This is a genomic window from Microbacterium sp. IO18 (assembly GCF_049099505.1).
GTDB classification, from domain to species: domain Bacteria; phylum Actinomycetota; class Actinomycetes; order Actinomycetales; family Microbacteriaceae; genus Microbacterium; species Microbacterium aurugineum.
Genome location: NZ_JBMJAF010000001.1, coordinates 1,025,821 through 1,052,090, shown reverse-complemented (window position 1 = coordinate 1,052,090; position 26,270 = coordinate 1,025,821). Strand labels below are relative to the sequence as shown.

The 26,270-nt window shown below is 67.4% G+C and carries 24 protein-coding genes and 2 riboswitches; of the genes, 20 read left to right on the top strand and 4 right to left on the bottom strand.

Annotation, left to right across the window (positions count from 1 at the left end; translation table 11 throughout):
• The first annotated feature begins 4 nt into the window (after window positions 1–4).
• From ACLF6J_RS05095 to ACLF6J_RS05040, 12 genes are all read left to right on the top strand, one after another.
• The gene (locus ACLF6J_RS05095) at window positions 5–1,000 is read left to right on the top strand and encodes an ABC transporter permease (protein WP_047523247.1); all 996 of its coding nucleotides are present in this window, start codon (window positions 5–7) and stop codon (window positions 998–1,000) included.
• Entirely contained in the window at window positions 993–1,970 is a 978-nt protein-coding gene (locus ACLF6J_RS05090; protein WP_047523248.1) for an ABC transporter permease, read from the top strand. Before ACLF6J_RS05095 ends, ACLF6J_RS05090 begins: the two co-directional genes overlap by 8 nt.
• The gene (locus tag ACLF6J_RS05085) at window positions 1,967–2,818 is read left to right on the top strand and encodes an ABC transporter ATP-binding protein (protein WP_047523249.1); all 852 of its coding nucleotides are present in this window, start codon (window positions 1,967–1,969) and stop codon (window positions 2,816–2,818) included. Before ACLF6J_RS05090 ends, ACLF6J_RS05085 begins: the two co-directional genes overlap by 4 nt.
• Window positions 2,815–3,693: an ABC transporter ATP-binding protein gene (locus ACLF6J_RS05080; RefSeq protein ID WP_134353347.1), complete on the top strand. Its 879-nt coding sequence runs from the start codon at window positions 2,815–2,817 to the stop codon at window positions 3,691–3,693. The genes ACLF6J_RS05085 and ACLF6J_RS05080 overlap by 4 nt, the downstream gene beginning before the upstream one ends.
• A gap of 106 nt (window positions 3,694–3,799) precedes the next feature.
• A riboswitch (glycine riboswitch) is annotated at window positions 3,800–3,894 on the top strand.
• Between the two features lies 1 nt (window position 3,895).
• Window positions 3,896–3,994: riboswitch (glycine riboswitch) on the top strand.
• 53 nt (window positions 3,995–4,047) lie between these two features.
• Window positions 4,048–5,169, top strand: a complete 1,122-nt coding sequence (gene gcvT, locus ACLF6J_RS05075; RefSeq protein WP_134353349.1) for a glycine cleavage system aminomethyltransferase GcvT — start codon at window positions 4,048–4,050, stop codon at window positions 5,167–5,169.
• A complete protein-coding gene (gene gcvH, locus ACLF6J_RS05070; protein ID WP_046749583.1) occupies window positions 5,166–5,543 on the top strand; it encodes a glycine cleavage system protein GcvH in 378 nt (125 codons plus the stop codon). The genes gcvT and gcvH overlap by 4 nt, the downstream gene beginning before the upstream one ends.
• 61 nt (window positions 5,544–5,604) lie before the next feature.
• Window positions 5,605–8,457, top strand: a complete 2,853-nt coding sequence (gcvP, locus tag ACLF6J_RS05065; RefSeq protein WP_244093678.1) for an aminomethyl-transferring glycine dehydrogenase — start codon at window positions 5,605–5,607, stop codon at window positions 8,455–8,457.
• A 216-nt stretch (window positions 8,458–8,673) separates the two neighbouring features.
• Window positions 8,674–10,308, top strand: coding sequence for a peptide ABC transporter substrate-binding protein (locus tag ACLF6J_RS05060; RefSeq protein WP_134353353.1), 1,635 nt, complete (start codon window positions 8,674–8,676; stop codon window positions 10,306–10,308).
• Window positions 10,309–10,409: 101 nt separating this feature from the next.
• On the top strand, window positions 10,410–11,336 hold the full coding sequence (locus ACLF6J_RS05055; protein ID WP_131491894.1) for an ABC transporter permease: 927 nt from the start codon (window positions 10,410–10,412) through the stop codon (window positions 11,334–11,336).
• Window positions 11,329–12,273, top strand: coding sequence for an ABC transporter permease (locus ACLF6J_RS05050; protein WP_134353355.1), 945 nt, complete (start codon window positions 11,329–11,331; stop codon window positions 12,271–12,273). Before ACLF6J_RS05055 ends, ACLF6J_RS05050 begins: the two co-directional genes overlap by 8 nt.
• Window positions 12,270–13,949 carry a dipeptide ABC transporter ATP-binding protein gene (locus ACLF6J_RS05045; protein WP_131491896.1) on the top strand — a complete coding sequence of 560 codons (1,680 nt, stop codon included), beginning with the start codon at window positions 12,270–12,272 and terminating at the stop codon, window positions 13,947–13,949. The genes ACLF6J_RS05050 and ACLF6J_RS05045 overlap by 4 nt, the downstream gene beginning before the upstream one ends.
• Window positions 13,946–14,515, top strand: a complete 570-nt coding sequence (locus ACLF6J_RS05040) for a PH domain-containing protein (protein WP_134353357.1) — start codon at window positions 13,946–13,948, stop codon at window positions 14,513–14,515. The genes ACLF6J_RS05045 and ACLF6J_RS05040 overlap by 4 nt, the downstream gene beginning before the upstream one ends.
• A gap of 5 nt (window positions 14,516–14,520) precedes the next feature.
• Here the strand turns inward: ACLF6J_RS05040 and ACLF6J_RS05035 are convergent, their stop codons facing one another.
• Window positions 14,521–15,327: a CPBP family intramembrane glutamic endopeptidase gene (locus ACLF6J_RS05035; RefSeq protein WP_134353359.1), complete on the bottom strand. Its 807-nt coding sequence runs from the start codon at window positions 15,325–15,327 to the stop codon at window positions 14,521–14,523.
• 101 nt (window positions 15,328–15,428) lie between these two features.
• On the opposite strand from ACLF6J_RS05035, the gene typA reads away from it, so the two are divergent.
• Together typA and ACLF6J_RS05025 are read left to right on the top strand one after the other, a co-directional pair.
• Window positions 15,429–17,342, top strand: coding sequence for a translational GTPase TypA (gene typA, locus ACLF6J_RS05030; RefSeq protein ID WP_421076838.1), 1,914 nt, complete (start codon window positions 15,429–15,431; stop codon window positions 17,340–17,342).
• Window positions 17,343–17,536: 194 nt separating this feature from the next.
• Window positions 17,537–18,433: a phospholipase gene (locus ACLF6J_RS05025; protein ID WP_208526525.1), complete on the top strand. Its 897-nt coding sequence runs from the start codon at window positions 17,537–17,539 to the stop codon at window positions 18,431–18,433.
• 21 nt (window positions 18,434–18,454) lie between these two features.
• On the opposite strand, the gene ACLF6J_RS05020 is transcribed toward ACLF6J_RS05025, so the two are convergent.
• Complete coding sequence (locus ACLF6J_RS05020) at window positions 18,455–19,003, bottom strand: helix-turn-helix domain-containing protein (RefSeq protein WP_134353361.1); 549 nt, start codon at window positions 19,001–19,003, stop codon at window positions 18,455–18,457.
• A 104-nt stretch (window positions 19,004–19,107) separates the two neighbouring features.
• Between ACLF6J_RS05020 and ACLF6J_RS05015 the strand changes: the two genes are divergently transcribed.
• The 6 genes from ACLF6J_RS05015 to ACLF6J_RS04990 all read left to right on the top strand — a co-directional run bounded on the left by ACLF6J_RS05015 (window position 19,108) and on the right by ACLF6J_RS04990 (window position 23,528).
• Entirely contained in the window at window positions 19,108–19,827 is a 720-nt protein-coding gene (locus tag ACLF6J_RS05015; protein WP_134353363.1) for an AzlC family ABC transporter permease, read from the top strand.
• Window positions 19,824–20,138 carry an AzlD domain-containing protein gene (locus tag ACLF6J_RS05010; RefSeq protein ID WP_047523077.1) on the top strand — a complete coding sequence of 105 codons (315 nt, stop codon included), beginning with the start codon at window positions 19,824–19,826 and terminating at the stop codon, window positions 20,136–20,138. The genes ACLF6J_RS05015 and ACLF6J_RS05010 overlap by 4 nt, the downstream gene beginning before the upstream one ends.
• A gap of 52 nt (window positions 20,139–20,190) precedes the next feature.
• The gene (locus ACLF6J_RS05005) at window positions 20,191–20,595 is read left to right on the top strand and encodes a histidinol dehydrogenase (RefSeq protein ID WP_244093623.1); all 405 of its coding nucleotides are present in this window, start codon (window positions 20,191–20,193) and stop codon (window positions 20,593–20,595) included.
• A gap of 9 nt (window positions 20,596–20,604) precedes the next feature.
• Entirely contained in the window at window positions 20,605–20,925 is a 321-nt protein-coding gene (gene fdxA / locus ACLF6J_RS05000; protein WP_131491902.1) for a ferredoxin, read from the top strand.
• A 9-nt stretch (window positions 20,926–20,934) separates the two neighbouring features.
• Window positions 20,935–22,047 (top strand): succinyldiaminopimelate transaminase, encoded by a 1,113-nt coding sequence (gene dapC / locus ACLF6J_RS04995; RefSeq protein WP_134353367.1) that lies wholly within the window; start codon window positions 20,935–20,937, stop codon window positions 22,045–22,047.
• Between the two features lie 140 nt (window positions 22,048–22,187).
• Window positions 22,188–23,528 carry a citrate synthase gene (locus ACLF6J_RS04990; RefSeq protein ID WP_372491360.1) on the top strand — a complete coding sequence of 447 codons (1,341 nt, stop codon included), beginning with the start codon at window positions 22,188–22,190 and terminating at the stop codon, window positions 23,526–23,528.
• A gap of 132 nt (window positions 23,529–23,660) precedes the next feature.
• On the opposite strand, the gene ACLF6J_RS04985 is transcribed toward ACLF6J_RS04990, so the two are convergent.
• Both ACLF6J_RS04985 and dapD read right to left on the bottom strand, forming a co-directional pair.
• Window positions 23,661–25,037, bottom strand: a complete 1,377-nt coding sequence (locus ACLF6J_RS04985; protein WP_134353369.1) for a DEAD/DEAH box helicase — start codon at window positions 25,035–25,037, stop codon at window positions 23,661–23,663.
• Between the two features lie 261 nt (window positions 25,038–25,298).
• Window positions 25,299–26,246: a 2,3,4,5-tetrahydropyridine-2,6-dicarboxylate N-succinyltransferase gene (gene dapD / locus ACLF6J_RS04980; RefSeq protein ID WP_134353370.1), complete on the bottom strand. Its 948-nt coding sequence runs from the start codon at window positions 26,244–26,246 to the stop codon at window positions 25,299–25,301.
• Window positions 26,247–26,270 lie beyond the last annotated feature (24 nt).

Sequence of the window (26,270 nt, the reverse complement as noted above, 5' to 3'; positions counted from 1 at the left end):
TGACATGAAGTTCTATGCACGAAGAATCGGGTTCTACGCGTTCACGCTCTGGGCCGCGATCTCCATCAACTTCCTTCTTCCCCGGCTCATGCCGGGGAACCCGGCCGACATCATGATCGCCAAGATGCAGCGGGCCGGCGGCGAGGTCTCCGAGACGGCCATCCGCAACATCAAGCTCCTGCTCGGCGGCGACGACTCCTCCCTGTGGGAGCAGTACCTGGCGTACTGGGGACGCATGTTCCAGGGCGACCTCGGTGTCTCGGTCACGAAGTTCCCCACTCCGGTGACGGAGCTCATCGCCGGCGCTCTTCCGTGGACGCTCGTCCTGGTCGGCACCGCGACCGTCATCTCCTTCGTGCTCGGCGTCGTGCTCGGCGCCTGGGCCGGATGGAAGCGCGGCACCTGGGTCGACCACCTGATCCCCGCGACCACCGTCCTCCAGTCGATCCCGTACTTCTGGATGGCCCTGATCCTGGTCGCCGTGTTCGCGGTCGGCCTCGGCTGGTTCCCGATCTTCGGCGGCTACGACGTGTTCGACTATCCGGACGGCCCCGAACCGACGTGGGCGTTCTTCACGGATGCCGTGGCGCATGCGATTCTCCCGGCGATCACGATCGTGATCAGTTCGGTCGGTGGCTGGATGTTCGGCATGCGCAACATGATGGTGTCGACCCTCGCCGAGGACTACGTGCTCACGGCGGAGGCCAAGGGGCTTCGTCCGCGACGCATCATGACGACGTACGCGGCTCGCAACGCGGCGATCCCCTCGATCGCGGGGTTCTCGATCACACTCGGCTTCGTGGTCGCCGGTTCCATCGTCATGGAGCAGGTGTTCACCTACCCCGGCATCGGCAAGCTGATGTTCCAGGCCGTGACCAACAACGACTACGCGCTGATGCAGGGACTGTTCCTCGTCATCACCCTGACGGTGCTCGCCGCCAACTTCATCATGGACCTCGTCTATGGCTTCATCGACCCGAGGGCTCGCCAGAATGTCTGACACGAAGAACCCGCTCCTGACGCAGGAGCCGCCGATCACGGCACCGGCCAGCACGATCTCCTTGGCCACTCAGCAAGGACGCAAGAGGCGCCGTATCCTGCCCAGCACCTCACCCAAGTTCATCGTCGGCGCGAGCATCGTGGTCGCGATCGTGCTCTTCGCGATCATCGCGCCCTTCTTCACGCAGGATCCGCGCAGCACCGCGAACCCCGCGCTCCAGCCGCCCTCCGCGGAGCACTGGCTCGGTACGACCAAGCTTGGCAACGACATGTTCGCCCAGCTCGCCATCGGTGCCCAGGGCTCCCTGCTCATCGGCGTCACCGCCGGCGGCATCGCGATCATCCTCTCCCTCTTGTTCGGTGTCCTGGCGGGCTACCTGGGCGGCTGGCGGGAAGACGGGCTCGCGCTCCTCACCAACGTGATGATCGTGATCCCCGGGTTGCCGCTCGTGATGGTGATCGCCTCCTTCGTGCCGCAGCGCAGCTGGCAGCTCGTCGCGTTCGTGCTCGGTATCACGTCATGGGCCGGCGCCGCCTATGTGCTGCGGCTGCAGACGAGGTCGCTGCGCACGAGGGACTACGTCTACGCCTCGAAGGTCGCGGGGGAGCGCTCTTTCCGCGTGATACTCGTGGAGATCATGCCGAACCTGCTCCCTCTGCTCGCGGCACAGTTCCTCTTCGCCATCATTTTCGCGATCCTCGGTGAGGCGGGTCTGTCCTATCTCGGCCTGGGCCCCAATTCTTCGATCACGTGGGGATCGATCCTGAACGACGCCCAATCGGGGCAGGCTCTCGGTCGCGGAGCGTGGTGGTGGTTCGTGCCGCCCGGACTCATGATCGCGTTGCTCGGCGCCGGGCTGTCTCTCATCAACTTCGCGATCGACGAGGTCATCAACCCGAAGCTGCGCAATGCGCCGGAGGCCGCGCGTCGTGTGCGCAAGGCCGCCAAGACCAAGGGAGTCACCGCATGAGCGAGCCGGTGCTGACGGCACGGAACGTGTCGATCGAGTACGAAGTCGACCCGCCGGTGAAGGCGGTGCGTGATGTCTCGCTCACCCTGAACCGCGGGGAGATCCTCGGCCTCGCCGGGGAGTCGGGCTGCGGGAAGACGACGCTGGCGTACGGGATGAACCGCCTTCTCAAGGCACCCGCGCTGATGACGGCCGGGGAGATCGTGTTCCATGACCGAGACGGTCAGGACATCGACGTCGTCGGGCTCGATGGCGAAGGGCTCCGAGCCTTCCGCTGGGACAAGATCTCCATGGTCTTCCAAGGAGCGATGAACTCCTTGAACCCGGTGATCAGCGTCAAGGCGCAGATCTTCGACATCTTCGACACGCACCGCCCTGGCATGAGCAAGAAGGCCAAGCAGGAGCGCGCCGAGGAACTGCTGACACTGGTCGGCGTCGATCCGAGTCGGCTCACGAGCTTCCCGCACGAACTCTCGGGCGGTATGCGGCAGCGCATGATGATCGCGATGGCCCTGGCACTCGACCCCCAGGTCATGATCATGGATGAGCCGACCACCGCGCTCGACGTGGTCGTGCAGCGCGGCATCATCCGGGAGATCATGCGTCTTCGCGAGAAGCTGGGGTTCGCGGTGATCTTCATCACGCATGACCTCCCGATGCTGATCGAGATCAGTGACCGGATCGCGATCATGCTGCAGGGGCAGATCGTCGAGGAGGGGACGGCGGAAGAGATCTACCGCACCCCGCAGCACGAATACACGCGGCGGTTGCTGTCGAGCTTCCCGTCGCTCAAGGGCGAGCGGGGCGACTTCGTCCGCACCGGCGTCAGCCAGGAGGGCGTGCGATGAACGCGAACACCACCACAGAGGCCGCGACCGGCGCCGGGGGGACGGCGACGTTGGAGGCGCGGAACCTGGTGAAGGACTTCCATCTGCGTTCGGGGTTCCGATCGAGCGTCCTGCATGCGGTGAAGGATGTGTCCTTCACGATCGAAGCGGGCAAGACGGTCGCTCTGGTGGGGGAGTCCGGGTCGGGGAAGTCGACGATCGCGCGGATGCTCATGAAGCTGGAGACTCCCACCAGCGGGGAGATCCTCCTCGACGGGAAGCCGTCGGGGACCGGAGGTCGGGCGCTGGAGGCCTATCGCTCGGATGTGCAGATGGTCTTCCAGGACCCGTTCGCCTCGCTGAACCCGTTCCACACGATCGTGCACCACCTGGAGCGGCCGCTGCGCCTGCACCACCCGGAGCTGTCGCGCACGCAGGTGCGGGAGCGCGCGGTGGAGCTCCTCGAGCGTGTGCGGTTGACGCCGGGGGAGAGTTTCGCCGAGCGTCGTCCGCATGAGCTGTCCGGTGGACAGCGGCAGCGCGTCGCGATCGCGCGGGCTCTCGCGCCCGGGGCACGGTTCATCGTGGCGGACGAGCCGGTCTCGATGCTGGACGTGTCGATCCGTCTCGGGGTGCTGAACCTGCTGGCAGAACTGCAGCGCGAGGAGAACCTGGGAGTGCTCTACATCACGCACGACCTGGCGACGGCGAGGCACTTCTCCGACGAGATCATGGTGCTCTACAAGGGCGATGTCGTCGAACGGGGCCCGGCGGACGAGGTCATCCTGAACCCGCAGCACGAGTACACCAAGACCCTCCTGGGCGCGGCGCCCGAGCCGGACAACCTCGGACGTCTCCGTGACGAGGTCCGCCGCGAACTCGGCATCGCGCACTGACGGTCGGCACTCCGCCTTCGAATCGCGCGATTCGAACGCCGTTCCGGAGGATCCGGCACCGAGAATCCGACCGGCTAGACTGGACCCACAACTGAAGACAGGCCGTATGACCCACGCGGGAGAGCCCCGGCGAACGCAGCCGGGCACCGAAGGAGCAAGCCTCCCCGCCAATCTCTCAGGTATGCGTACCGCGCGGGTCCGGCCACTCTGAAAAGCGATCCCGCGACCGTGCGGATCCGCCGACGGTGAAAGCCCCGCCTCTGTGCACGGGTGAAACTCTCAGGCCTATGACAGAGGGGGAGTTCCGAGGGACGGCCCGCCGCCGTTCCGCCCGACACAGCCCGGGAGAACTCCATGTCCGAACCTCGCTACACCCCGTTGCGTGAACGCCACGAAGCGCTCGGCGCCTCGTTCACCGACTTCGGTGGCTGGCAGATGCCGGTCCGCTACACGTCCGACCTCGCCGAGCATCATGCGGTGCGCCAGAGCGCGGGGATGTTCGACATCTCGCACATGGCCGAGTTCACCGTGCGTGGCGACGGAGCCGGGGCGTTCCTCGACCATGCGCTCGCCGGTCGGCTGTCGGCGCTGGCGGTCGGCAAGGCCAAGTACTCGCTGCTGCTCGCCGAGTCCGGCGGGATCATCGACGACGTGATCGTCTACCGCCTGGCCGATGACGACTACCTCATCATCTCGAACGCGGGCAATCGAGACGCGGTGTCCGCTGCGTTGAGCGCTCGCACCGAGGGCTTCGGGGTCGTCGTGCAGGACGTGTCCGACGACTACGCCCTCATCGCCGTGCAGGGCCCGCACGCGGAGGCCGTCCTCGCGGCGACCACCGACCTCACCGATGTCAGCACCCCCTGGGATGAGCAGAAGTACTACGCTTGGGCATCGGCCGGATACGCCGGCAAGCCCGTTCTCCTCGCGCGCACCGGCTATACCGGCGAGGACGGCTTCGAGCTGCTCGTCGCAGCCGACGACGCGGTCGCCCTCTGGGACGCCCTGCTCGCAGCGGGCGCTCCGCACGGACTCGTTCCCGCCGGACTCGCGGCGCGTGACACGCTGCGCCTCGAAGCGGGCATGCCGCTCTACGGCCACGAGCTGAGCCTCGAGACCCGTCCGGCGCAGGCCGGCCTCGGTCGCGTCGTCGTGATGGCGAAGGAGCGGTTCGTGGGCAAGGAGGCACTCCTTGCCTCGGAGCAGGACGACACCTCCGATGCACCGGTGCTGGTCGGCCTCGTCGCCGAGGGCAAACGTGCCGGGCGAGCCGGATACGCCGTGGTCGACGGCGACGGAACCACGCTCGGCGAGATCACCAGCGGGGCCCTCAGCCCGACACTCGGACATCCGATCGCGATGGCCTATGTGCACCCTTCTTCCGCTGACGCGGGAACCGCAGTATTCCTTGATGTGCGGGGGACCAGAATCCCCGCGACCGTGACCGCCCTGCCTTTCTACCGGAGGACCAAATGACCGACCTCGCCGCACTCCACTACACCGAAGAACACGAGTGGATCGCCGCTGACGGCGACACCGTGACGATCGGCATCACCGATTACGCCGCAGAGAAGCTGGGTGACGTCGTGTTCGTCGAGCTTCCCGCGGTCGGCACCGAGGTCACCGCGGGAGCGGTCGTCGGTGAGATCGAATCCACCAAGTCGGTCGGCGAGCTGTACGCGCCGGTCTCGGGAACGGTCGTCGAGATCAACGATGCGGCCGTCGACGATCCCTCGCTCGTCAATGCGGCGCCGTTCGAGGGCGGCTGGCTGCTCAAGGTGTCCGTCGCCGCCGGCGCGCTGGACGGACTGCTCGACCGCGACGCCTACGTCGCACTGACGGAGGGCTGATCGCGCAGTGGTCACTTTCGCCGATCGTCACATCGGACCGACGGATGCCGCGCAGCACACCATGCTCAGCGCTCTCGGTCTGGACATCTCCGGAGCGGACGACGCTCTGAGTCCGGTCGAGACGCTGATGCGTCAGGCCGTCCCAGCGTCGATCTACACCGGCCCGTCGTCTGACGCCGGGAGCGCGACGTCGCGGATCCCTGCTGCCGCGAGCGAGACCGAGGCGCTCGCCGAGTTGCGGGACCTCGCCTCGCGCAACACGGTGAACCGTCCGATGATCGGCCTGGGCTACTACGGCACCATCACGCCGCAGGTGATCCAGCGCAACGTGCTCGAGAACCCCTCCTGGTACACGGCGTACACGCCCTATCAGCCGGAGATCTCCCAGGGGCGCCTGGAAGCTCTCATCAACTTCCAGACGATGGTCGCCGAACTCACCGGGCTCACGACGGCCAACGCGTCGATGCTCGACGAGTCCACGGCCGTCGTCGAGGGGATGCTGCTCGCGCGGCGCGCCTCGAAGTCGACCTCCACGGTGTTCGCCGTCGACGCGGACGCGCTTCCGCAGACCAAGGCGATGCTCGCGACGCGCGCCGAGGCCCTCGGAATCGAGCTCGTCTTCGTCGACTTCGCTGCGGGGGAGGAGCTGCCCGCCGAGCTGTTCGGCGTGTTCGTCCAGTATCCGGGAGCATCGGGTCGGCTCTGGGATCCGACCGCCGTGTTCGATGCTGCGCACCTCGCGGGCGGACTCGCGGTGGCCGCGGCCGACCTGCTCGCCCTCACCCTGATCGCATCGCCGGGCTCGCTCGGCGCCGACGTCGCGGTCGGCACGACCCAGCGCTTCGGCGTGCCGATGGGGTTCGGCGGGCCGCACGCGGGCTACATGGCGGTTCGCGCCGGTCTGGAGCGTCAGCTGCCCGGCCGACTCGTCGGAGTGTCCGTGGATGCCGACGGCAAGCCCGCCTACCGCCTCTCGTTGCAGACGCGCGAGCAGCACATCCGTCGCGAGAAGGCGACGTCGAACATCTGCACGGCCCAGGTGCTGTTGGCCGTCATGGCGTCGATGTATGCGGTCTATCACGGTCCGGACGGGCTCCGCGAGATCGCGACGCAGACGGCCGCGAAGGCCGCATTGCTGCGCGACTGGCTGACGGAGGCGGGCGTCGACATCGTGCATGCCCAGTTCTTCGACACCCTGCAGGTGCGGGTCCCCGGACGTGCGGCCGAGTACGCCGCGCAGGCGCACGACGGCTACGGCATCCTGCTCCATGTCGCAGACGCCGACACGGTCGGGATCGCGGTCGATGAGACCACGACCCTCGGCGAGCTGCACCAGGTCACACGCGTCTTCGGTGGCAAGAACGAGCGGGCTTTCGGGAATTTCGGCGCCGAGAAGCTGCGGGCGCTTCCGGTCGACCTGCTCCGTCAGGACGAGTACCTCACGCACCCCGTGTTCCACTCGCACCGTTCGGAGACCGCCATGATGCGGTACCTCAAGAGCTTGGCCGACCGCGACTACGCGCTCGATCGAGGCATGATCCCGCTGGGCTCGTGCACGATGAAGCTCAATGCGGCGACCGAGATGGCCGCGATCACGTGGCCCGAGTTCGCCGGTATCCACCCGTTCGCGCCGGCCTCCGACGTGCAGGGCTACCTCGAGCTCATCGAGCAGCTCGAGGGCTGGCTCGCCGAGGTCACCGGATACGACGCCGTCTCGCTGCAGCCGAACGCCGGTTCGCAGGGTGAGCTCGCCGGTCTGCTGGCGATCCGCGGCTACCACCACGCGAACGGCGACCAGCACCGCACGGTGTGCCTCATCCCGTCGTCCGCCCACGGCACGAATGCGGCCTCGGCCGTGCTCGCGGGTATGAAGGTCGTCGTCGTCGCGACCGATGAGCTCGGCAACGTCGACCTCGACGATCTGCGCGCGAAGATCGCCCTGCACGCCGACTCCCTGTCGGCCCTGATGATCACCTACCCCTCCACACACGGTGTCTACGAGGAGCAGGTCGTCGAGATCACGGCGGCCGTGCACGACGCGGGCGGGCAGGTGTACGTCGACGGTGCGAACCTCAATGCGCTGCTCGGCTATGCGCGCTTCGGTGATCTGGGCGGCGACGTCTCGCACCTCAACCTGCACAAGACGTTCGCCATCCCGCACGGCGGCGGTGGACCCGGCATCGGACCGGTGGCGGCGAAGTCCCACCTCGCGCCGTTCCTCCCCTCGCACCCTCTCGCGCAGCGCGCCGAGCACTTCGGCGGCTTCACCTTCGACGGCGGGGTGATCTCGGCTGCTCCTTACGGCTCCGCCGGCATCCTGCCGATCTCCTGGGCGTACGTGCGCATGATGGGCGCTGACGGGCTGCGACGGGCGACCGCGGCGGCCGTGCTCTCGGCCAACTACATCGCGGAGCGCCTCTCGGCTCACTTCCCCGTCCTGTACACGGGTGAGAACGACCGGGTCGCGCATGAGTGCATCCTCGATCTGCGTCCACTCAAGGAGGCGACCGGCATCACGGTCGACGACGTCGCCAAGCGCCTCATCGACTACGGCTTCCACGCGCCGACCATGTCGTTCCCGGTCGCCGGCACACTCATGGTCGAGCCGACCGAGTCGGAGGACCTGGACGAGATCGAGCGCTTCATCGAGGCGATGATCCTGATCAAGGCGGAAGCGGACGCCGTGGCCGCAGGACGCTGGCCCGCCGACGACAACCCGCTCGTGCGTGCACCCCACACCGCGGTCTCGCTGATCGCGGGGGAGTGGGGCCACGCCTACACGCGAGAGGAGGCGGCCTATCCCGTGCCTGCCCTCGTCGCAGGCAAGTACTGGCCGCCCGTGCGTCGGATCGACCAGGCCTACGGTGACCGCAATCTCGTGTGCGCGTGCCCGCCGGTGGAGGCGTTCGCCTGAGTTCTTGTGCTCATGTGAGCAGACGGTGCCGCACCTCCGTGGGGTGCGGCACCGTCTTCGTGTCTGCGCGTGTTTCGGCGAGATTACGGATGGTCACCACTCAGTAACGGTTCGTTAGCTGAGCGCGGCGGGGGCGAAGGTGCGGGTTACGCTCAGGTATCCCTGCTCGCTCGATGGTGAGTGCGCAGAATTCCCACGTCCACAGGAGGACACAAAGTGAAGCGCAACAAGATCGCCCTCGCGGGCGTCGCGCTGTTCGCGGTCGGCGCTCTGTCGCTCGCGGGCTGCGCAAGCGGATCCGGCAACAACGGTGACGGTGGCAACGGCTCGAACGCCGATCCCGACGCCATCATCACCACGAACGGCTCCGAGCCCGAGAACCCGTTGATCCCGACCAACACCAACGAGGTCGGCGGAGGCAAGATCCTCGACGAGATCTTCGCGGGTCTGGTCTACTACGACGCCGATGGCGAGCCGGTCAACGACATGGCCGAGGAGATCACCACCGAAGACCCTCAGCACCTCACCGTGAAGCTGAAGGAGGGGCAGACGTTCACCAACGGTGAAGAGGTCACCGCCGACAACTTCATCAAGGCGTGGAACGAGGGCGCGAAGGCCTCCAACGCTCACCTCTCCAGCTACTTCTTCGAGGACATCGAGGGCTTCAGCTACGACGAGGACTCCGAGCTCACCGGTCTGGAGCAGGTGGACGACTACACGTTCACGATCGCGCTCAACAAGCCGGCCTCGGACTTCGCGCTGCGCCTCGGCTACTCGGCCTACTACCCGCTTCCCGATGTCGCTTTCGAGGACATGGACGCGTTCGGCCAGAACCCCATCGGCAACGGCCCGTACATGATCGACGGCGAAGACGCATGGCAGCACGACGTGCAGATCGACCTCGTCCGCAATGACGACTACGAGGGCGGGCGCAAGCCGGCCAACGGCGGTCTGACGATCAAGTTCTACGCCACGCAGGAAGCCTCCTACGCTGACCTGCAGGGCAACGACGTCGATGTGATCGACCAGATCCCGACCAGCTCGCTGCCCGTCTTCCAGGACGAGCTCGAGGACCGGGCCGTCAACCAGCCCTCGGCTGTCTTCCAGTCGTTCACCATCGGCCAGTTCCTCCCGCACTTCAGCGGCGAAGAGGGCAAGCTGCGTCGTCAGGCGCTGTCGATGGCGATCAACCGCGAGGAGATCACCGAGACGATCTTCTCCGGCACCCGCACCCCGGCGGCGGACTTCACGTCCCCGGTCATCGCCGGCTGGTCCGACTCGATCCCCGGCAACGAGGTCCTCAGCTACGACCCCGAGAAGGCCAAGGAACTCTGGGCCGAGGCTGACGCCATCGCTCCATGGGAGGGCGACTTCAAGATCGCCTACAACTCCGACGGCGGACACGACGCCTGGGTCGACGCAGTGAGCAACAGCATCAAGAACACGCTCGGCATCGAGGCCTCGGGCGACCCGTACCCGACCTTCCAGGACCTGCGCACCAAGATCAACGACCGCACCATCACCACGGCGGCACGTTCGGGCTGGCAGGCCGACTACCCGGGTCTGTACAACTTCCTCGGACCGCTCTACGCGACGGGCGCCGGTTCCAACGACGGTGACTACTCGAACCCCGAGTTCGACGACCTCATCTCGGCGGGCATCAGCAACCCTGACCCCGACGCGCAGCTCGAGGACTTCACCAAGGCACAGGAGATCCTGTTCCAGGATCTGCCTGCGATCCCGCTGTGGTACTCGAACGTGACCGGTGGGTTCAGCGAGAACGTCGACAACGTGACGTTCGGCTGGAACTCGGTCCCGCTGTACTACGAGATCACGAAGGCCGGCGAGTAAAGTCTGACGGCACTTCACCCATGAGGCGGTGACGATTCTTCGTCACCGCCTCATGGGCTGTGTTCGCCTCGCTTTCTTTGCCCTCAAGAAGGGACAAGCGGATGCTCGGTTACATTCTGAGACGTCTTCTGCAGGTGATCCCGGTCTTCTTCGGAGCCACCCTGCTCATCTATTTCCTCGTGTTCGCCATGCCTGGCGACCCGATCCTCGCGCTCTTCGGTGACAAGACCCCGAACCCGGCGGTCATCGAACAGCTGCGCGCGCAGTATCACCTCGACCAGCCGTTCCTGGTGCAGTACTGGTACTACATCACCGGCGTATTCCAGGGTGACCTCGGCACCACCTACTCCGGGAGGCCCGTCTCCGCGGTTCTCGCGGCGACGCTTCCTGTGACGGGGCGCCTGGCCGTCATGGCGATCGGCATCGAGTTCTTCCTCGCCATCGTCATCGGCACGATCTCGGCGCTGCGCAAGGGCAAGTTCTTCGACAACGTCTCGCTCATGATCGCGCTCGTCGCGATCGCGATCCCGATCTTCGTCGTCGCCTTCCTCGCCCAGTACTTCCTGGCGATCCAGCTCGGCTGGTTCAAACCGACCGTGGGCGCGGACAACGACTGGGGAGGTCTGTGGCTTCCGGCCATCGTCCTCGGTTTCAGTCTCTATGCGGTCAGCATGCGTCTGATGCGCAGCTCCGTGATCGACACGCTCAACCAGGACTGGGTGCGCACGGCGTACAGCAAGGGCCTGTCACGCAATCGCGTGCTGCCCGTGCACGTGCTGCGCAATTCGCTGATCCCCGTCATCACCAACTCCGCCACCAACTTCGGTGTGCTACTGGTCGGCGCGACCGTGACCGAGGGCATCTTCAACGTCCCGGGCGTCGGAAACACGCTGTTCCAGGCGATTCAGCGCGGTGAGGGTCCGACTGTCGTCTCGTTCGTGACGGTCTTCGTGATCCTTTACGTCTTGGTCAACCTTGTCATCGACCTGCTCTACGGTCTGCTCGACCCGAGGATTCGCTATGCCTGATCCCACCACTCAGAAGCACTACGTTGCTCCCGTCGAGACGGAATCCGTCAACGTCGACGCCGTGCGCATCGCCGACAAGCCCAGCAACCTGTGGCGAGACGCCTGGCGTGACCTGCGCAAGCGCCCGCTGTTCTGGTTCTCGGTGGTGCTGGCGCTCGTCTTCCTGCTGATGGCGCTGTGGCCCACGCTGTTCACACAGGTGCCGCCGAACAGCGACTGTCACCTGTCAGACAGCAACGGCGGCCCGACCGAGGGGCACCCGCTGGGTTTCACTTTCCAGGGCTGCGACATCTACTCCCGTATCGTCTGGGGGTCGCAGACGTCGCTCGCGGTCGGCCTGATCGCCACGGTGATCGCGTCGATCCTCGGCCTCATCATGGGGGCGCTCGCGGGGTTCTACGGAGGATGGCTCGACTCGGTGCTCTCGCGCGTCGGCGACATCTTCTTCGCGATCCCCTACATCCTCGCCGCCGTGGTCGTGATGACCGTCTTCCGGGACTCCCGTTCCGTGTGGACGCTCGCCTTCGCGATCGGTGGGTTCGCCTGGGCTTCCACAGCCCGTGTGGTCCGCGCAGAAGTGCTGAGGGTCCGCCAAGCGGACTTCGTCATGGCGTCACAGGCCGTGGGGCAGTCGAAGTTCCGGATCCTCGTGAGCCACGTCATCCCGAACGCCCTCGCGCCGCTGCTCGTGGTCTCGACCCTCGGGCTCGCGGCGGCGATCGTCGCCGAGGCGACCCTGTCGTACCTCGGTGTCGGTCTCGGCAGTGACGTGATGTCCTGGGGCCTCGACATCGGCAAGGCGCAGGCCTCGTTGCGCGTCGCTCCGATGGCGCTCATCTATCCGTCGATCGCGCTCACCCTGGCGGTGCTCGCGTTCGTGACTCTGGGTGAGCTCATCCGAGACGCCCTCGACCCGAAGGCGAGGGCTCGGCGATGAGCGATCGTATTGCTGATCAGACCCCGCTGCTGAGCGTGCGCGACCTCACGGTCGCCTTCCGCTCTCAGGAGGGGATGCGCGAGGTCCTCCACGGCGTGAGCTTCGACGTCATGCCCGGCGAGACCGTCGCGATCGTCGGTGAGTCGGGCTCCGGCAAGTCGACCACAGCCACGGCCATCGTGAACTTGCTTCCCGGCACCGGAGTGGTGACGAAGGGATCCGTCACGCTGGAGGGACGTGAACTCACGAGCCTCGGCCGTCGGGAGATCGAGTCGGTGCGTGGGCGCGACATCGGATTCGTGCCGCAGGACCCGATGTCGAGCCTGAACCCGGTGTGGAGCATCGGTTTCCAGGTGAAGGAGGCCGTCCGAGCCAACGGCATCGCCCAGGGCCGTGCCGCGGTCAAGGCGCGGACCGTCGAGGTGCTGCAGCAGGCGGGGCTCGCAGATGCTGAGCGCCGACTGCACCAGTATCCGCATCAGTTCTCCGGCGGCATGCGCCAGCGGGCGCTGATCGGGATCGGGCTCGCGGCCAATCCGAAGCTGCTCATCGCCGATGAGCCGACATCGGCTCTCGATGTGACGGTGCAGCGCGTGATTCTGGACCACATGGCAACACTCACGCGGGACAAGGGCACCTCGGTGCTGCTGATCACCCACGATCTGGGACTCGCCGCGGAACGCGCCGAGAAGATCATCGTGATGAACGGCGGCAACATCGTCGAGGCGGGCCCGAGCCGACAGATCCTCGAGGATCCGCAGCACCCGTACACGAAGCGTCTGGTCGCGGCGGCACCGAGTGTGGCGTCGAAGCGGATCCAGGCCGTCGTCGCGGACCGCGGCATCGAGACGCGCGACGACCTCGCCGCGATCCCGCCGACCGTTCGCGTCGCAGGGCTGACCAAGGACTACAAGATCCGCCAGGGGAACTTCCGCAGTGAAGCCTTCCGTGCAGTGGACGATGTGTCCTTCGAGATCCCGCGCGGCAAGACCCTCGCGCTGGTGGGCGAGTCCGGTTCGGGCAAGTCGACCGTGGCGAAGATGGTGCTCAAGCTGGAGGATCCCACCAGCGGCACGATCGAGATCGACGGCCGCGACGTGTCTAACCTGTCGCGCGCGCAGTCCTTCGGTCTCCGTCGTCGGATGCAGCCGGTCTTCCAGGACCCGTACGGCTCGCTCGATCCGCTGCGCAACATCGGCAGCACGATCGCCGAACCCATGCAGATCCACGGTGTCGGCGACAAGGCGTCGCAGCGGGCTCGTGTCAAGGAACTGCTGGAGCAGGTCGCCCTCCCGCAGGCCCTTGCGAGTCGCTATCCGAACGAGCTCTCAGGCGGACAGCGCCAGCGCGTGGCGATCGCCAGGGCCCTGGCGCTCAAGCCGGACATCATCGTCCTCGACGAGGCCGTGTCCGCGCTGGACGTGCTGGTGCAGGATCAGATCCTGAAACTCCTGGCGGACCTCCAGTCCGAGCTGGGCCTGACGTATCTGTTCATCACGCACGACCTCGCCGTCGTCCGCGTGTCGAGCGACCTCGTCTGCGTCATGGAGAAGGGGAAGATCGTCGAGCAGGGCACCGTCGACGAGATCTTCGCGAATCCGCAGGAGGAGTACACCGAGCGCCTCCTCCAGGCGATCCCGGGTGCGTCCCTCACGCTCGGAGGCGCCGGAGCGTGACCTCATCGCAACAACCCGAGGGCGCGCGCACATACCGCGCGCCCTCGGGCGTGGTCGTCCTCGTCTTCAGTGCCCTCCTGGCCTTGTTCCTGCTCGGCGACACCGCCGTTCGGGGAAGCTGGGAGCAGATGCTGCTCGTCGCTCCGTGGGTGCTGCTCGCCCTCTGGATCGTGTACGAGATCAGCTACGTCTCGCATGTCCGCGTGGATGCCCACGGTGTCGTCGTCCAGAACATGCTCCGCCGCACGCGCTTCGACTGGAGTCGCGTGCGCGACGTCGACCTGCGGTGGCAGCTGCTGTTCTCCCTGGATGACGGGCGCGAGGTCAGCTGTTACGGCGGCCCCGCCCGCGCCCGGCCACCCCGCCCCGGTCGCGGGGAGGACGCCGAACCCAAGCCGTCATCCGGCCTTCACGCACTCACGGACATCCGCGACCTCTGGGACGCCGCGCCCGCGTCCGATGCGCCGATCCGACGCGAGTGGGATCGGCCGGCGGTCATCGCGCTCGTGGTGATCGTGATCTGGGCGGTCGTCGCGATCCTCCTCGCCGGTTCCGCTTCGGTCTGATCGACTCAGGCGGGAAGCCCGAACAGTGCGGGCCACGTCGCCGCCGCCCAGGGGTACCCCACAAATGCGGCGGCGTCGATCACGAAGTGTGCGACCAGGAACGGTAGGAGGCGTCCGTTGCGCTGGTACAGCCAGCCGAAGAGCAGGCCCATCGCCAGGTTGCCGAGGAACGCCGGATACCCCTGATAGAGGTGGTAGCTCGCCCGCAGCACCGCCGTGGAGACGATGATCGTCCACGGACTCCAGCCGAGTTGGCGGAGCCGGGTGAAGAGATAGCCGAGCAGGACGAACTCCTCCTGCAGCGATGCGCGGGCCGCGGCCAGCAGCAGGACGGGAACGGTCCACCAATACGCGTCGATCCCCGCGGGGTCGATGGCCACCGTGAGTCCCAGAGCGCGACCGGCGAGGTAGAGACCGAGGCCGGGGATGCCGATCGCCAGGACGAGCAGGATGCCGCGACCGACATCGCGTCCTGACCTGGTGCCGTCCAGACCCAGCCGTGCCAGATGCGGGCGCCGTGACTGCCAGAGCAGGAAGCACACCAGCACCACCGGGATCAGGGAGAACCCGATCGCGAGCACCTGGTAGATGAGGTCGAAGATCTCGCGGTCGCTCCGGGACGGGTTCAGCTTCGCGACCTGGTCGGCGATCGGGACCTCATCCGTGAGCCGGTAGACGAGCTGCACGATCGCATACACGGCGGACTGTCCGAGGCCGAGCGCCAGGACGATCGCGATCTCCCACCACAGTCGCGCACGGGACGGGGCGGGGGAGAGGTCGGGGAGGTCCCACGGAGCCTGCGGTCTGGTCACGATCTCGATGCTACGACCTGCTTTCAGGAACAAGCTCTGTGCTTGCGTTATCCTGGAACGTCGGCTTCCCGGCAAAACCCCACATCTTTTAGGACACCTGCATGGCGCACGCCCTTCGCTCTGACCTCCGCAACGTCGCGATCGTCGCGCACGTCGACCACGGCAAGACCACTCTCGTCGACGCCATGTTGCGTCAGACGGGCTCCTTCGGTGAACACGCCCACGTCGATGAGCGCGCCATGGACTCGAACGATCTGGAACGTGAGAAGGGCATCACGATCCTCGCCAAGAACACGGCGATCACGTACAAGGGCAAGCACGCAGGCGGCGAGGAGATCACGATCAACGTGATCGACACCCCTGGTCACGCCGACTTCGGGGGCGAGGTCGAGCGCGGCCTGTCCATGGTCGACGGTGTCGTCCTGCTCGTCGACGCGAGTGAGGGCCCGCTGCCGCAGACGCGCTTCGTGCTGCGCAAGGCGCTCGAGGCCAAGCTTCCCGTGATCCTCCTGGTCAACAAGACCGATCGTCCCGATGCCCGTATCGCGGAGGTCGAAGAGGAGGCACACGACCTGCTCCTGGGTCTCGCCTCCGACCTGGTCGACGACGTGCCCGACCTCGATGTCGACGCCCTGCTCGACGTGCCTGTCGTCTACGCTTCCGGTCGCGCCGGTGCCGCATCGCAGAATCGTCCCGCCGACGGCTCGCTGCCGGACAACGACGACCTCGAGCCGCTGTTCGAGGCGATCCTCGAGCACGTTCCCGCTCCGGAGTACGACGACGAGCACCCGCTGCAGGCCTGGGTCACGAACCTCGACTCCAGCCCCTTCCTCGGTCGTCTCGCTCTGCTCCGCGTCTTCAACGGCACGCTGAAGAAGGGCCAGACCGTGGCCTGGGTCCGTGCCGACGGCACCACCAGCAACGCGCGCATCACGGAGCTCCTGAAGACCCGTGCTCTCGAGCGCTACCCGGCCGACTCCGCCGGCCCCGGCGACATCGTCGCCATCGCCGGATTCGAGAACATCACGATCGGTGAGACCATCGCCGACCCCGAGGATGTGCGTCCGCTGCCGGCGATCACGGTCGACGACCCCGCCATCTCGATGACGATCGGCACCAACACCTCGCCGCTCATGGGCAAGGTCAAGGGCCACAAGCTCACCGCTCGCATGGTCAAGGACCGTCTCGACAAGGAGCTGATCGGTAACGTCTCGCTCAAGGTCGTCGACATCGGACGCCCGGACGCCTGGGAGGTGCAGGGCCGTGGAGAGCTGGCCCTGGCCGTCCTCGTCGAGAACATGCGTCGCGAGGGCTTCGAACTCACGGTCGGCAAGCCGCAGGTGGTCACGAAGAAGATCGACGGCAAGACCTACGAGCCTTTCGAGCACCTCACCATCGACACCCCGGAAGAGCACCTCGGTGCGATCACCCAGCTGCTCGCGAACCGCAAGGGTCGCATGGAGAACATGACCAACCACGGCACCGGCTGGGTGCGCATGGAGTTCATCGTCCCGTCGCGCGGCCTGATCGGCTTCCGCAGCGAGTTCCTCACCACCACGCGCGGCACCGGCATCGCGAACGCGATCTCGCACGGCTACGAGCCGTGGGCGGGCTCCATCACCACGCGTCAGAACGGCTCGATCGTCGCCGATCGTCAGGGCGTCGTCACCCCGTTCGCGATGATCGCCCTGCAGGAGCGCATGTCGTTCTTCGTGCAGCCCACGCAGGAGGTCTACGAGGGCATGGTCATCGGCGAGAACTCGCGCGCCGACGACATGGACGTGAACATCACCAAGGAGAAGAAGCTCACCAACATGCGTGCGGCCAGCTCCGACACGTTCGAGTCGATGACGCCCCCGCGTCAGCTGACGCTCGAGGAGAGCCTGGAGTTCGCCCGCGATGACGAGTGCGTCGAGGTGACCCCGGAGGTCGTCCGCATCCGCAAGGTGAACCTCGATGCGAACACCCGTGCACGGGAGACGGCTCGCCTGAAGCGCCAGGACGCGAACGTCTGACACCAGCCTCGGACACGCTCCGAGTGAGAGGGTCTCGCACCGCCGGATGGCGCGTGCGGGACCCTCTTCTCATGTAAATCCCAGGTGAGGGATGGTTTTCGTTCAGGTTCGTGAGTCAGGGTGGTTCACTGCGCCGGGGACGAGCTCCCGATGAGTCTCCTGCAACGGCGTACGACAACCCGAAAGTCGACCCCATGCTTCAGAAGACTCGTGCGCTTCGGCGCGCCTCCGCAGCGGCCTCAGCCCGCACAGCGGCCCACCGTCCCCTGTCCGTCCTCGGAGCGGCGGCTGCCGCTCTCCTCGGCATCACCGTGAGCGTCGGTCTCGCGTCCGTGCCCGCGTCGGGTGCGGTGGACATCCCCTCCGTCGTCACCTCGGCTGTCCGTTCCGGTGCAGAGCCCCTGGCGCAGATCACGAAGGTCGCGTCCGCGACGCTGACGCAGGCGAAGGTCGCCGTCGTCGCGGCGGAGACGCTGAACGGCGAGGTCGTCAGCTCGGGCCTCGACCTCGAGACCACGTCGTCCGTCGACACCTCCGATCTGGAGAGCGACATCGACAAGCTCGAAGAGCTCGACGTGACTCCGGTGCTCCTGGTCGTCCCCGTCGCCGAGGAGGCGAAGCAGGAGACGGCGGATGTCGTCGCCGAGACCGCAGAGCTGCGCAGTGCCCTCGACGCAGCCGAGCGGAAACGCGCAGCGGAAGAGGCGGCCAGGATCGCCGCAGAGGAGGCAGCCGCGCGGGCCGCGGCGGAGAAGCAGGCGGCGGCCGCCCTGGCCGCAGCCAACACGCCGGAGGGTGCAAAGGCCACCGCACGGCAGCTCATGTCGAGCACCTATGGATGGGGTGGCGACCAGTTCTCCTGCCTGGACTCCCTGTGGAACAAGGAATCCGGGTGGAACTACCAGGCGTACAACCCGAGCGGCGCCACCGGGATCCCGCAGGCGCTTCCCGGTAGCAAGATGGCGTCGGCCGGTTCCGATTGGCAGACCAACGCCGCCACCCAGGTCGCCTGGGGACTCGGGTACATCTCGTCGGTGTACGGCACCCCGTGCAGCGCGTGGGCGCATTCCCAGGCCGTGAACTGGTACTGACCCGGCGCGGTCACCCCGCGTTCAGCGCAACTCGGAGATGAGCACGGCGCTCGTGTTCGGCTTCGTCGCCTCGAAGATGTGCGCGGCATCGCCGGCATAGGTGAGGTAGTCGCCGGGGTGGAGGACCACGGGTTCGCCCGCGGGTCCGACCCGCGCCTCGCCGGCGACCAGGATCACGTGTTCGATCGTGCCCGGGTGGTGAGGGTCCGACAGGCGGGGATCGCCCGGGTCGGCCTGGATCAGGTACACATCGCGGCGTGCTCCCGGAGGGCTGGCAGAGAGCAGGGTCGCACTGTAGGCCGCGGCGGAGGAGGGAACACCGGCCAGGTCGTCGGCACGGATCAGGGTCGGGGCGTTGGCCTGCTGGTCGACGAGCACCGCGAACGGCACGCCGAGTGCCACGCCGAGTGCCCACAGCGTCTCGACGCTGGGGTTCCCGGAGCCGCTCTCGAGCTGCGAGACCGTGGCCTTGGACACCCCGGCTCGCCGGGCGAGCTCTGAGACCGACAGGCTCGCGGCCTCCCTTTCGCGGCGCAGGGTTCGAGCGAGACGTGTGCGGAGATCCTCCATGTGTTCATCATGTCAAACGATCGTTCGCTTGACTATGCATTCAGAAATGTTCAGAATGATGATCATGCGTTCACTGAAGCGAACACCTGGATGCGATCGGCGCCATGACCGCGGAGCGTGAGGTCTGGCGAGAGGCGCTCGGTGTCGTGCTCGCGACCAGTGCCTATGGGGTCTCCTTCGGTGCGTTGGCCGTGGCCTCCGGCCTGGATGTCTGGCAGACCTGCGTCCTGAGCCTGCTGATGTTCACCGGCGGCTCGCAGTTCGCGTTCGTCGGCGTCTTCACGGCCGGCGGTCTCGCTGCCCTGCCTTCGGCCATCGCGTCGGCGGCCCTTCTCGGGGTGCGCAATGTCGCCTATGGAATGCGGATGTCGCCGATCGTCGGGGGAGGGCCCGGGCGCAAAGCGATCGCGGCGCACTTCACGATCGACGAATCGACGGCGGTGGCGATCTCGCAGAGCGACCCGCGGCTGCGGCAGATCGGCTTCTGGGTGACCGGGGTCGGTATCTTCGTCGGCTGGAACATCACCACCCTCGTCGGCGCGCTCGTGGGTGACGTGCTGGGGGATCCGAAGACGTGGGGGCTGGACGCTGCAGCCGCCGCGGCGTTCCTCGCGCTGCTGTGGCCGCGGCTCCGGCAGCGGCAGGCCATCGCGGTGGGGGTGGCGGCCGCCGTGGTCGCCGCCGCGTTCACTCCGTTCCTCATGCCGGGCCTTCCGGTGCTCGTCGCGGCCGTGGTCGCGATCGCCGTCGGCTGGTTCAACTGGCTCGGACGACCCGTGTCGCCGGCCGAGGAGCCGCTGGATGGCGCGGAGGCCCCCTCATGAGCCTCTGGAGCGCGATCCTCCTCGCGGCGGTGATCTGCCTCGCCATGAAGGCGGCCGGCTATCTCGTGCCGTCTTCGGTACTCGAAGAGCCCCGCGTCGCCCGGATCTCCGATCTGCTGACCGTGGCCCTCCTCGCGGCGCTCGTCGCCGTGCAGACCCTCGGTGACGGACAGGCCATCATGGTCGATGCGCGTGTGCCCGCTCTGCTGGTCGCTGGGGGACTCCTGTGGTTGCGGCAGTCGTTCCTCGTCGTCGTGGTGGCTGCTGCCCTGGTGGCGGCCCTGCTGCGCGTCTTCGGCCTCGCATCGTGAACCCCGGATCTCGTCGGCACACCGCCGGCGCCGGTAAGCTCAACGGGTGCGCGTGAGCTGGTTGTCGAGAGTGCTGTCCTGGGTGGCTGCGGCCCTGGTGGGCGGCGTCTACGGCGTGGCGGGCACCATCGCCCACAGTGTGATGTGGGGGCCCGTCCCGATCGGACTGATCGTCGCTGCGATCGCGTGCGCAGCGATCCTCGTCGCCGTGCGCGCGCTCACCCACGACCGAGGGGCAGCGGTCGCCGCCGGACTGGGGATGATCGGGATGCTGGTGCTGATCTCCGGCGTGGGTCCCGGAGGGTCCGTGGTCGTGCCGGACTCGCTCAGCGGTCAGATCTGGACGTACGTGGTCGCGGGAATCGTGCTCCTGGTCGTCGCCTGGCCCTCCTTCGCCCGGGTCCCGGTGCGCACGGAGGCACCCGCCGCGCAGGAATCCGAGGCGCGCGAGTCGTAGACTGGAGCGGTGACGTATGTGATCGCCCTCCCGTGCGTCGATGTCAAGGATCGAGCCTGCATCGACGAGTGCCCCGTTGACTGCATCTACGAGGGCGAACGCTCGCTGTACATCCATCCCGACGAGTGCGTGGACTGCGGCGCCTGTGAGCCGGTGTGCCCGGTGGAAGCCATCTACTACGAGGATGACCTGCCCGACGAGTGGCAGGACTACTACAAGGCCAATGTCGAGTTCTTCGACGAGATCGGATCTCCCGGAGGCGCGGCGAAGGTCGGCGTCTACGCGTTCGATCACCCGATCGTCGCCGCGCTCCCGCCGCAGGGCGAGTAGGCGCGCGCTGTGAGCGTCCGAGACCTCGACGACTACCCCTGGGATGCCGTCGTCCCGTTCCGCGAGCGTGCGGCCCGACACCCGGAAGGGATCGTGGATCTCTCCATCGGCTCGCCGGTGGATCCGACTCCCGACATCATCCGGCGCGCTCTCGCCGAGGCGACCGACGCCCACGCCTATCCGCAGACGGTCGGCACGCCGACCCTGCGCGAGGCGATTGTCGACTGGTACGCGCGCCGCCGCGGTGTGCCCGACCTTCGCGTCGACAACGTCCTGCCCACGATCGGCTCCAAGGAATTCGTCGCGCTGCTGCCCACGCTGCTCGGTCTGGGGGAGGGCGACATCGTCGTGCACCCCCGAGTGGCGTACCCGACCTACGAGGTCGGTGCCCGCGTCGTCGGCGCGACACCACTCCCCGCCGACGACCCCGCGGACTGGCCGGAGGGCACGAAGCTCATCTGGATCAACACCCCGGGCAACCCGGACGGCCGCACCTGGACGGTGGACGAGCTCGCCGCGGCCGTGCGTCGCGCCCGTGAACTCGGCGCCGTGCTCGCGAGCGACGAGTGCTATGCCGAACTCGGGTGGGACGGCGAATGGGCCACCTCGCCGATTCCGTCGATCCTCGACCCGCGGGTGACCGATGGCAGCCGCGCGAATCTGCTCAGCGTGTACTCCTTGAGCAAGCAGTCGAACCTCGCCGGCTACCGCGCCGCGTTCGTCGCAGGCTGTGCGCGCGTGGTCGGCGACCTCCTCACGGCGCGCAAGCACCTCGGCCTGATGCCGCCCGCTCCGGTGCAGCACGCCATGGCGGTGGCGCTCGGCGACGACGCGCACGTCGCGGCGCAGAAGGAGCTCTATCGCGCTCGGCGGGATGCGCTGCGTCCTGCGCTCGCAGCGGCCGGCTTCCGTATTGATGGTTCAGAAGCCGGGCTGTACCTGTGGGCGACGGAGGGACGGGATGCCTGGGATTCGATGGCGAGGCTCGCTGAGCTCGGCATCCTCGCGGGCCCGGGGCCGTTCTACGGTGCTGACGCCGCGCAGCATGTCCGGCTCGCCCTCACCGCCCCGACCGAGCGCATCCTCGAGGCGGCGCGACGCCTCACTGTCGAAGCTCTGTAGATTATCCCCTTGAAGTGGCCGTCTGTTTGGCGGATGTCACAGTAGGCCGGAGTGCCTACTAGGCTGTAAAAGCGATTCGGTCGTGACCCGACCTGGTGCCTCAGCGCCGTGAGATCGCCAGTTCCGACTTGATCAAGATCATGTCCGACTCCACCGCGACGAGCGGGGGCGGACACCAGGAGGAGGTCCGCGTGAGTGCAGCGGCAGACCAGACGGCGAAGCTGACGATCGGTGAGACGACCGCCGAATTCCCGGTACTGCGCGGCACGGCGGGGCACGACAGCATCGACTTCTCGACGCTGACCCGTCAGACCGGCTACACCGGCCTCGACTACGGCTTCGTGAACACCGCGTCGACGAAGTCCGAGATCACCTTCATCGACGGCGACAAGGGCATCCTGCGCTATCGCGGATACCCGATCGAACAGCTGGCGGGATCGACCAGCTATCTCGAGGTCGCCTGGCTCCTGATCTACGGCGAACTGCCCTCGGCATCCGAGCTCGCGGAGTTCGACGAGAAGATCCGCCGCCACACGCTGCTGCACGAAGACCTCAAGCGCTTCTTCTCCGCCCTGCCGCACACGGCGCACCCGATGTCGGTGCTGTCGTCGGCGGTCGCGGCGCTCTCGACCTACTACGAAGGTCAGACCGATCCGCACAACCCCGAGCACGTCGAACTCAACATGGTGCGCATGCTCGCCAAGCTTCCGGTGATCGCGGCGTACGCGCATAAGAAGAGCGTCGGCCAGGCCTTCCTCTACCCCGACAACTCGCTGAGCTTCGTGGACAACTTCCTGAAGCTGAACTTCGGTGTGCACAGCGAGGAGTACGAGGTCAACCCGGTGATGTCGAAGGCTCTCGAGCTGCTCCTCATCCTGCACGAAGACCACGAGCAGAACGCCTCGACCTCGACCGTCCGCCTCGTGGGCTCCACCGGTGCGAACCAGTTCGCGTCGATCTCCGCCGGCATCCAGGCTCTCTCCGGCCCGCTTCACGGCGGCGCGAACGAGGCTGTGCTGACCATGCTCGGGCAGATCCGTGACTCTGGTCAGAGCGTTTCGCGCTTCGTCGAGCGGGTGAAGAACAAGGAAGAGGGCGTGAAGCTGATGGGCTTCGGGCACCGGGTCTACAAGAACTACGATCCGCGCGCCAAGCTCGTCAAGGACGCGGCCGACGAGGTGCTTTCCTCGCTGGGCGTCACTGACCCCCTCCTCGACCTGGCCAAGGAGCTCGAGGAGCTCGCGCTCGCCGACGACTACTTCCGCGAGCGTCGCCTGTACCCGAACGTCGACTTCTACACGGGTGTGATCTACAAGGCGATGGGCTTCCCCACGCGGATGTTCACCGTGCTCTTCGCGATCGGACGTCTGCCCGGCTGGCTCGCGCAGTGGCGTGAGCTGCAGCTCGACCCGCAGACCAAGATCGGCCGCCCGCAGCAGCTGTACACCGGATCCTCGGAGCGCTCTTTTCCGACCCGCTGAGTCTCGGCCGCGCGCGACCGTAAGCGGTCGAGGCCCCCTCTGCCCGCCGACGCCCCCTCACACTGACGACTGTCAGAGGGGGCGTCGACGCGCTGAGGGGGCCTCGACGTGAAAAGAGTGGGGCGGGACGCGTCAGCGCCCCCGGCCGCCGCCCTGACGGGACTGGCCGCTCTGCGTGGAGTAGCCTCCGCCCTGGCCTGCACCGGATGCGCCGGAGCGGGGACGGCGACGACGACGGGAAGGCGGGTTCGCCGCCGCGTTCCGCTCGCCGCCCGCGGGACGCTGCTTCGAAGACTGACGCTGCTGCTGCGGCGCCTGCACCGGGGCCGGGCGCACGTGCGGTGCGCGCTCGGGGACGAGAGCGGTGACGGCCGCCGTGGTCACGTCCTCCAGCGGAGCGCTGATGGCGGCCTTGCGCAGCAGATCCTTGACGTCACGACGCTGCTCGGGCAGCACGACGGTCACGACCGTACCGGCGGCTCCGGCGCGCGCCGTGCGACCGGAACGGTGCAGGTACGCCTTGTGCTCCACGGGCGGGTCGACGTGCACCACGAGGTCCACGTTGTCCACGTGCACCCCGCGCGCAGCGACGTCGGTCGCGACGAGCACACGCACGCCGCCGTCCTCCGGCGCCGCGGAGAATGCGCCGAGGTTGCGCTCGCGAGCGTTCTGCGAGAGGTTTCCGTGCAGGTCGACCGCGGGGATGCCTGCAGCGGTGAGCTGCTTCGCGAGCTTCTTCGCCTGGTGCTTGGTGCGGGTGAAGAGGATGCGGCGCCCGGTGCCCGATGCGAGGTCGCGCACGAGCGCGGTCTTGTTGTCGGTCGAGTCGACCACGAGCACACGGTGGGTCATCTCGCCGACGGGCACGCTCTCCTCATCGACCTCGTGGCTGACCGCGTTCGAGAGGAAGCGGCGGGCCAGGGTGTCGATGCCGCGGTCGAGCGTCGCGCTGAACAGCAGGCGCTGACCGCCGGCCGGGGTCGCCGTGAGGATGCGGGTGACACCGGGGAGGAAGCCGAGGTCGGCCATGTGGTCGGCCTCGTCCAGCACGGTGACCTCGATCGCGCTCAGGCGCACGACCTGCTGCTTCATGAGGTCTTCGAGTCGACCGGGGCAGGCGACCACGATGTCGACGCCGCCGCGCAGCGCCTGCTCCTGCGGACGCTGGCTGACGCCGCCGAAGACGGTCGTGACGCGCAGGCCCGCGGCGGCGGCGAGAGGAGCGATCGTCGCAGCGATCTGGGTTGCGAGCTCTCGGGTCGGAGCGAGGACGAGTCCGCGCGGCAGGCCTGCGCGGCGCTGCCGCCCGGACGCGGCGAGTCGCGCGACGAGCGGGAGCGCGAAGGCGATGGTCTTGCCACTGCCCGTGCGTCCGCGGCCCAGGAGGTCGCGTCCGGCAAGCGAGTCGGGGAGCGTGTCGCGCTGGATGGCGAACGCTTCGGTCTTGCCGGAGTCGGCGAGAACGGCGGCGAGCTCGGCGGGAACGCCGAGTTCAAGGAAAGTAGACATGCAGAAACTCCGTCAGCGCACGAGTGAACGGCGCGAGATAAGGGGTGAGGTGGGCGACGGCGCAGGAATTGCGCATCGGTTCGCCGTTCGAAAGGCCAGCTGATGCTGGTGATGGGAGCAGTTCCGCTCGCTTCGGTCCTCGGAGACCCCGTGACGACGACGATGTTGTGGGACCGGCGGTCCGTGCAACGAGGTCAGTCTATCAGCGCGGGCATGCCGTCAGCTGCATGCCCGCTGCGTGCGCGAGTCGTCGACGGCGGATCAGGCGTGCAGCGCCTCGTTCAGCGTCACTCCGACGCCCGCCCGTCGCACAGCCTCGACCGCCCCGCTGAGCGAGTTGCGGCGGAACAGCAGTCCGTCCTGGCCCGAGAGTTCCGCACCCTTCACCGTCCGCCGCCCGCCATCCGGCGTCGCGGGACCGTCGGCGAGCACGACCTTGGTGCCGGCTGTCACGTAGAGACCCGCTTCGACGATGCAGTCATCGCCGAGCGAGATGCCGATGCCGGCGTTGGCGCCGAGGAGCGTGCGCGCTCCGATCGACACCCGGTGCGTGCCGCCGCCCGAGAGGGTGCCCATGATGGAGGAGCCACCGCCGATGTCGCTGCCGTCCCCGACGACGACGCCCTGCGAGATGCGCCCTTCGACCATCGAGGCACCGAGAGTGCCGGCGTTGAAGTTGACGAAGCCCTCGTGCATCACCGTCGTGCCGGGGGAGAGGTAGGCGCCGAGGCGCACGCGGGACGCGTCGGCGATGCGCACGCCGGCCGGCTGGACGTAGTCGGTCAGACGGGGGAACTTGTCCAGCCCCTGCACCTGGATGCCCGCGCGCTGGAGGTGCGGACGATGACGCGCGGCGACGTCGGGGTGCACCGGTCCGGCGTTCGTCCAGGCGACGTTGGGCAGGTGCCCGAAGATGCCGTCGAGGTTCAGCTCGTTGGGACGCGCCACGAGGTGCGAGAGCGCGTGCAGACGCAGATACGCGTCGGCGGTGGAGGCGGGGCCTTCGTCGAGGTCGATCTGCAGCTGCACGACCTCGACCGTGACGTCTCGTCGCTCGTCGCGTCCGACGAGGGGTTCGAGTGCGGCGACGGCCGCCTCATCCGCGACGAGCTCCCCGCGTCGCACCTCCGGGTACCAGGCATCGAGAACCGTGCCGTCCCCGGCGATCGTGGTCAGTCCGATACCCCATACCGTGCGTGCGTCGCTCATCCCTCCACGCTATCGCGCCCGGCC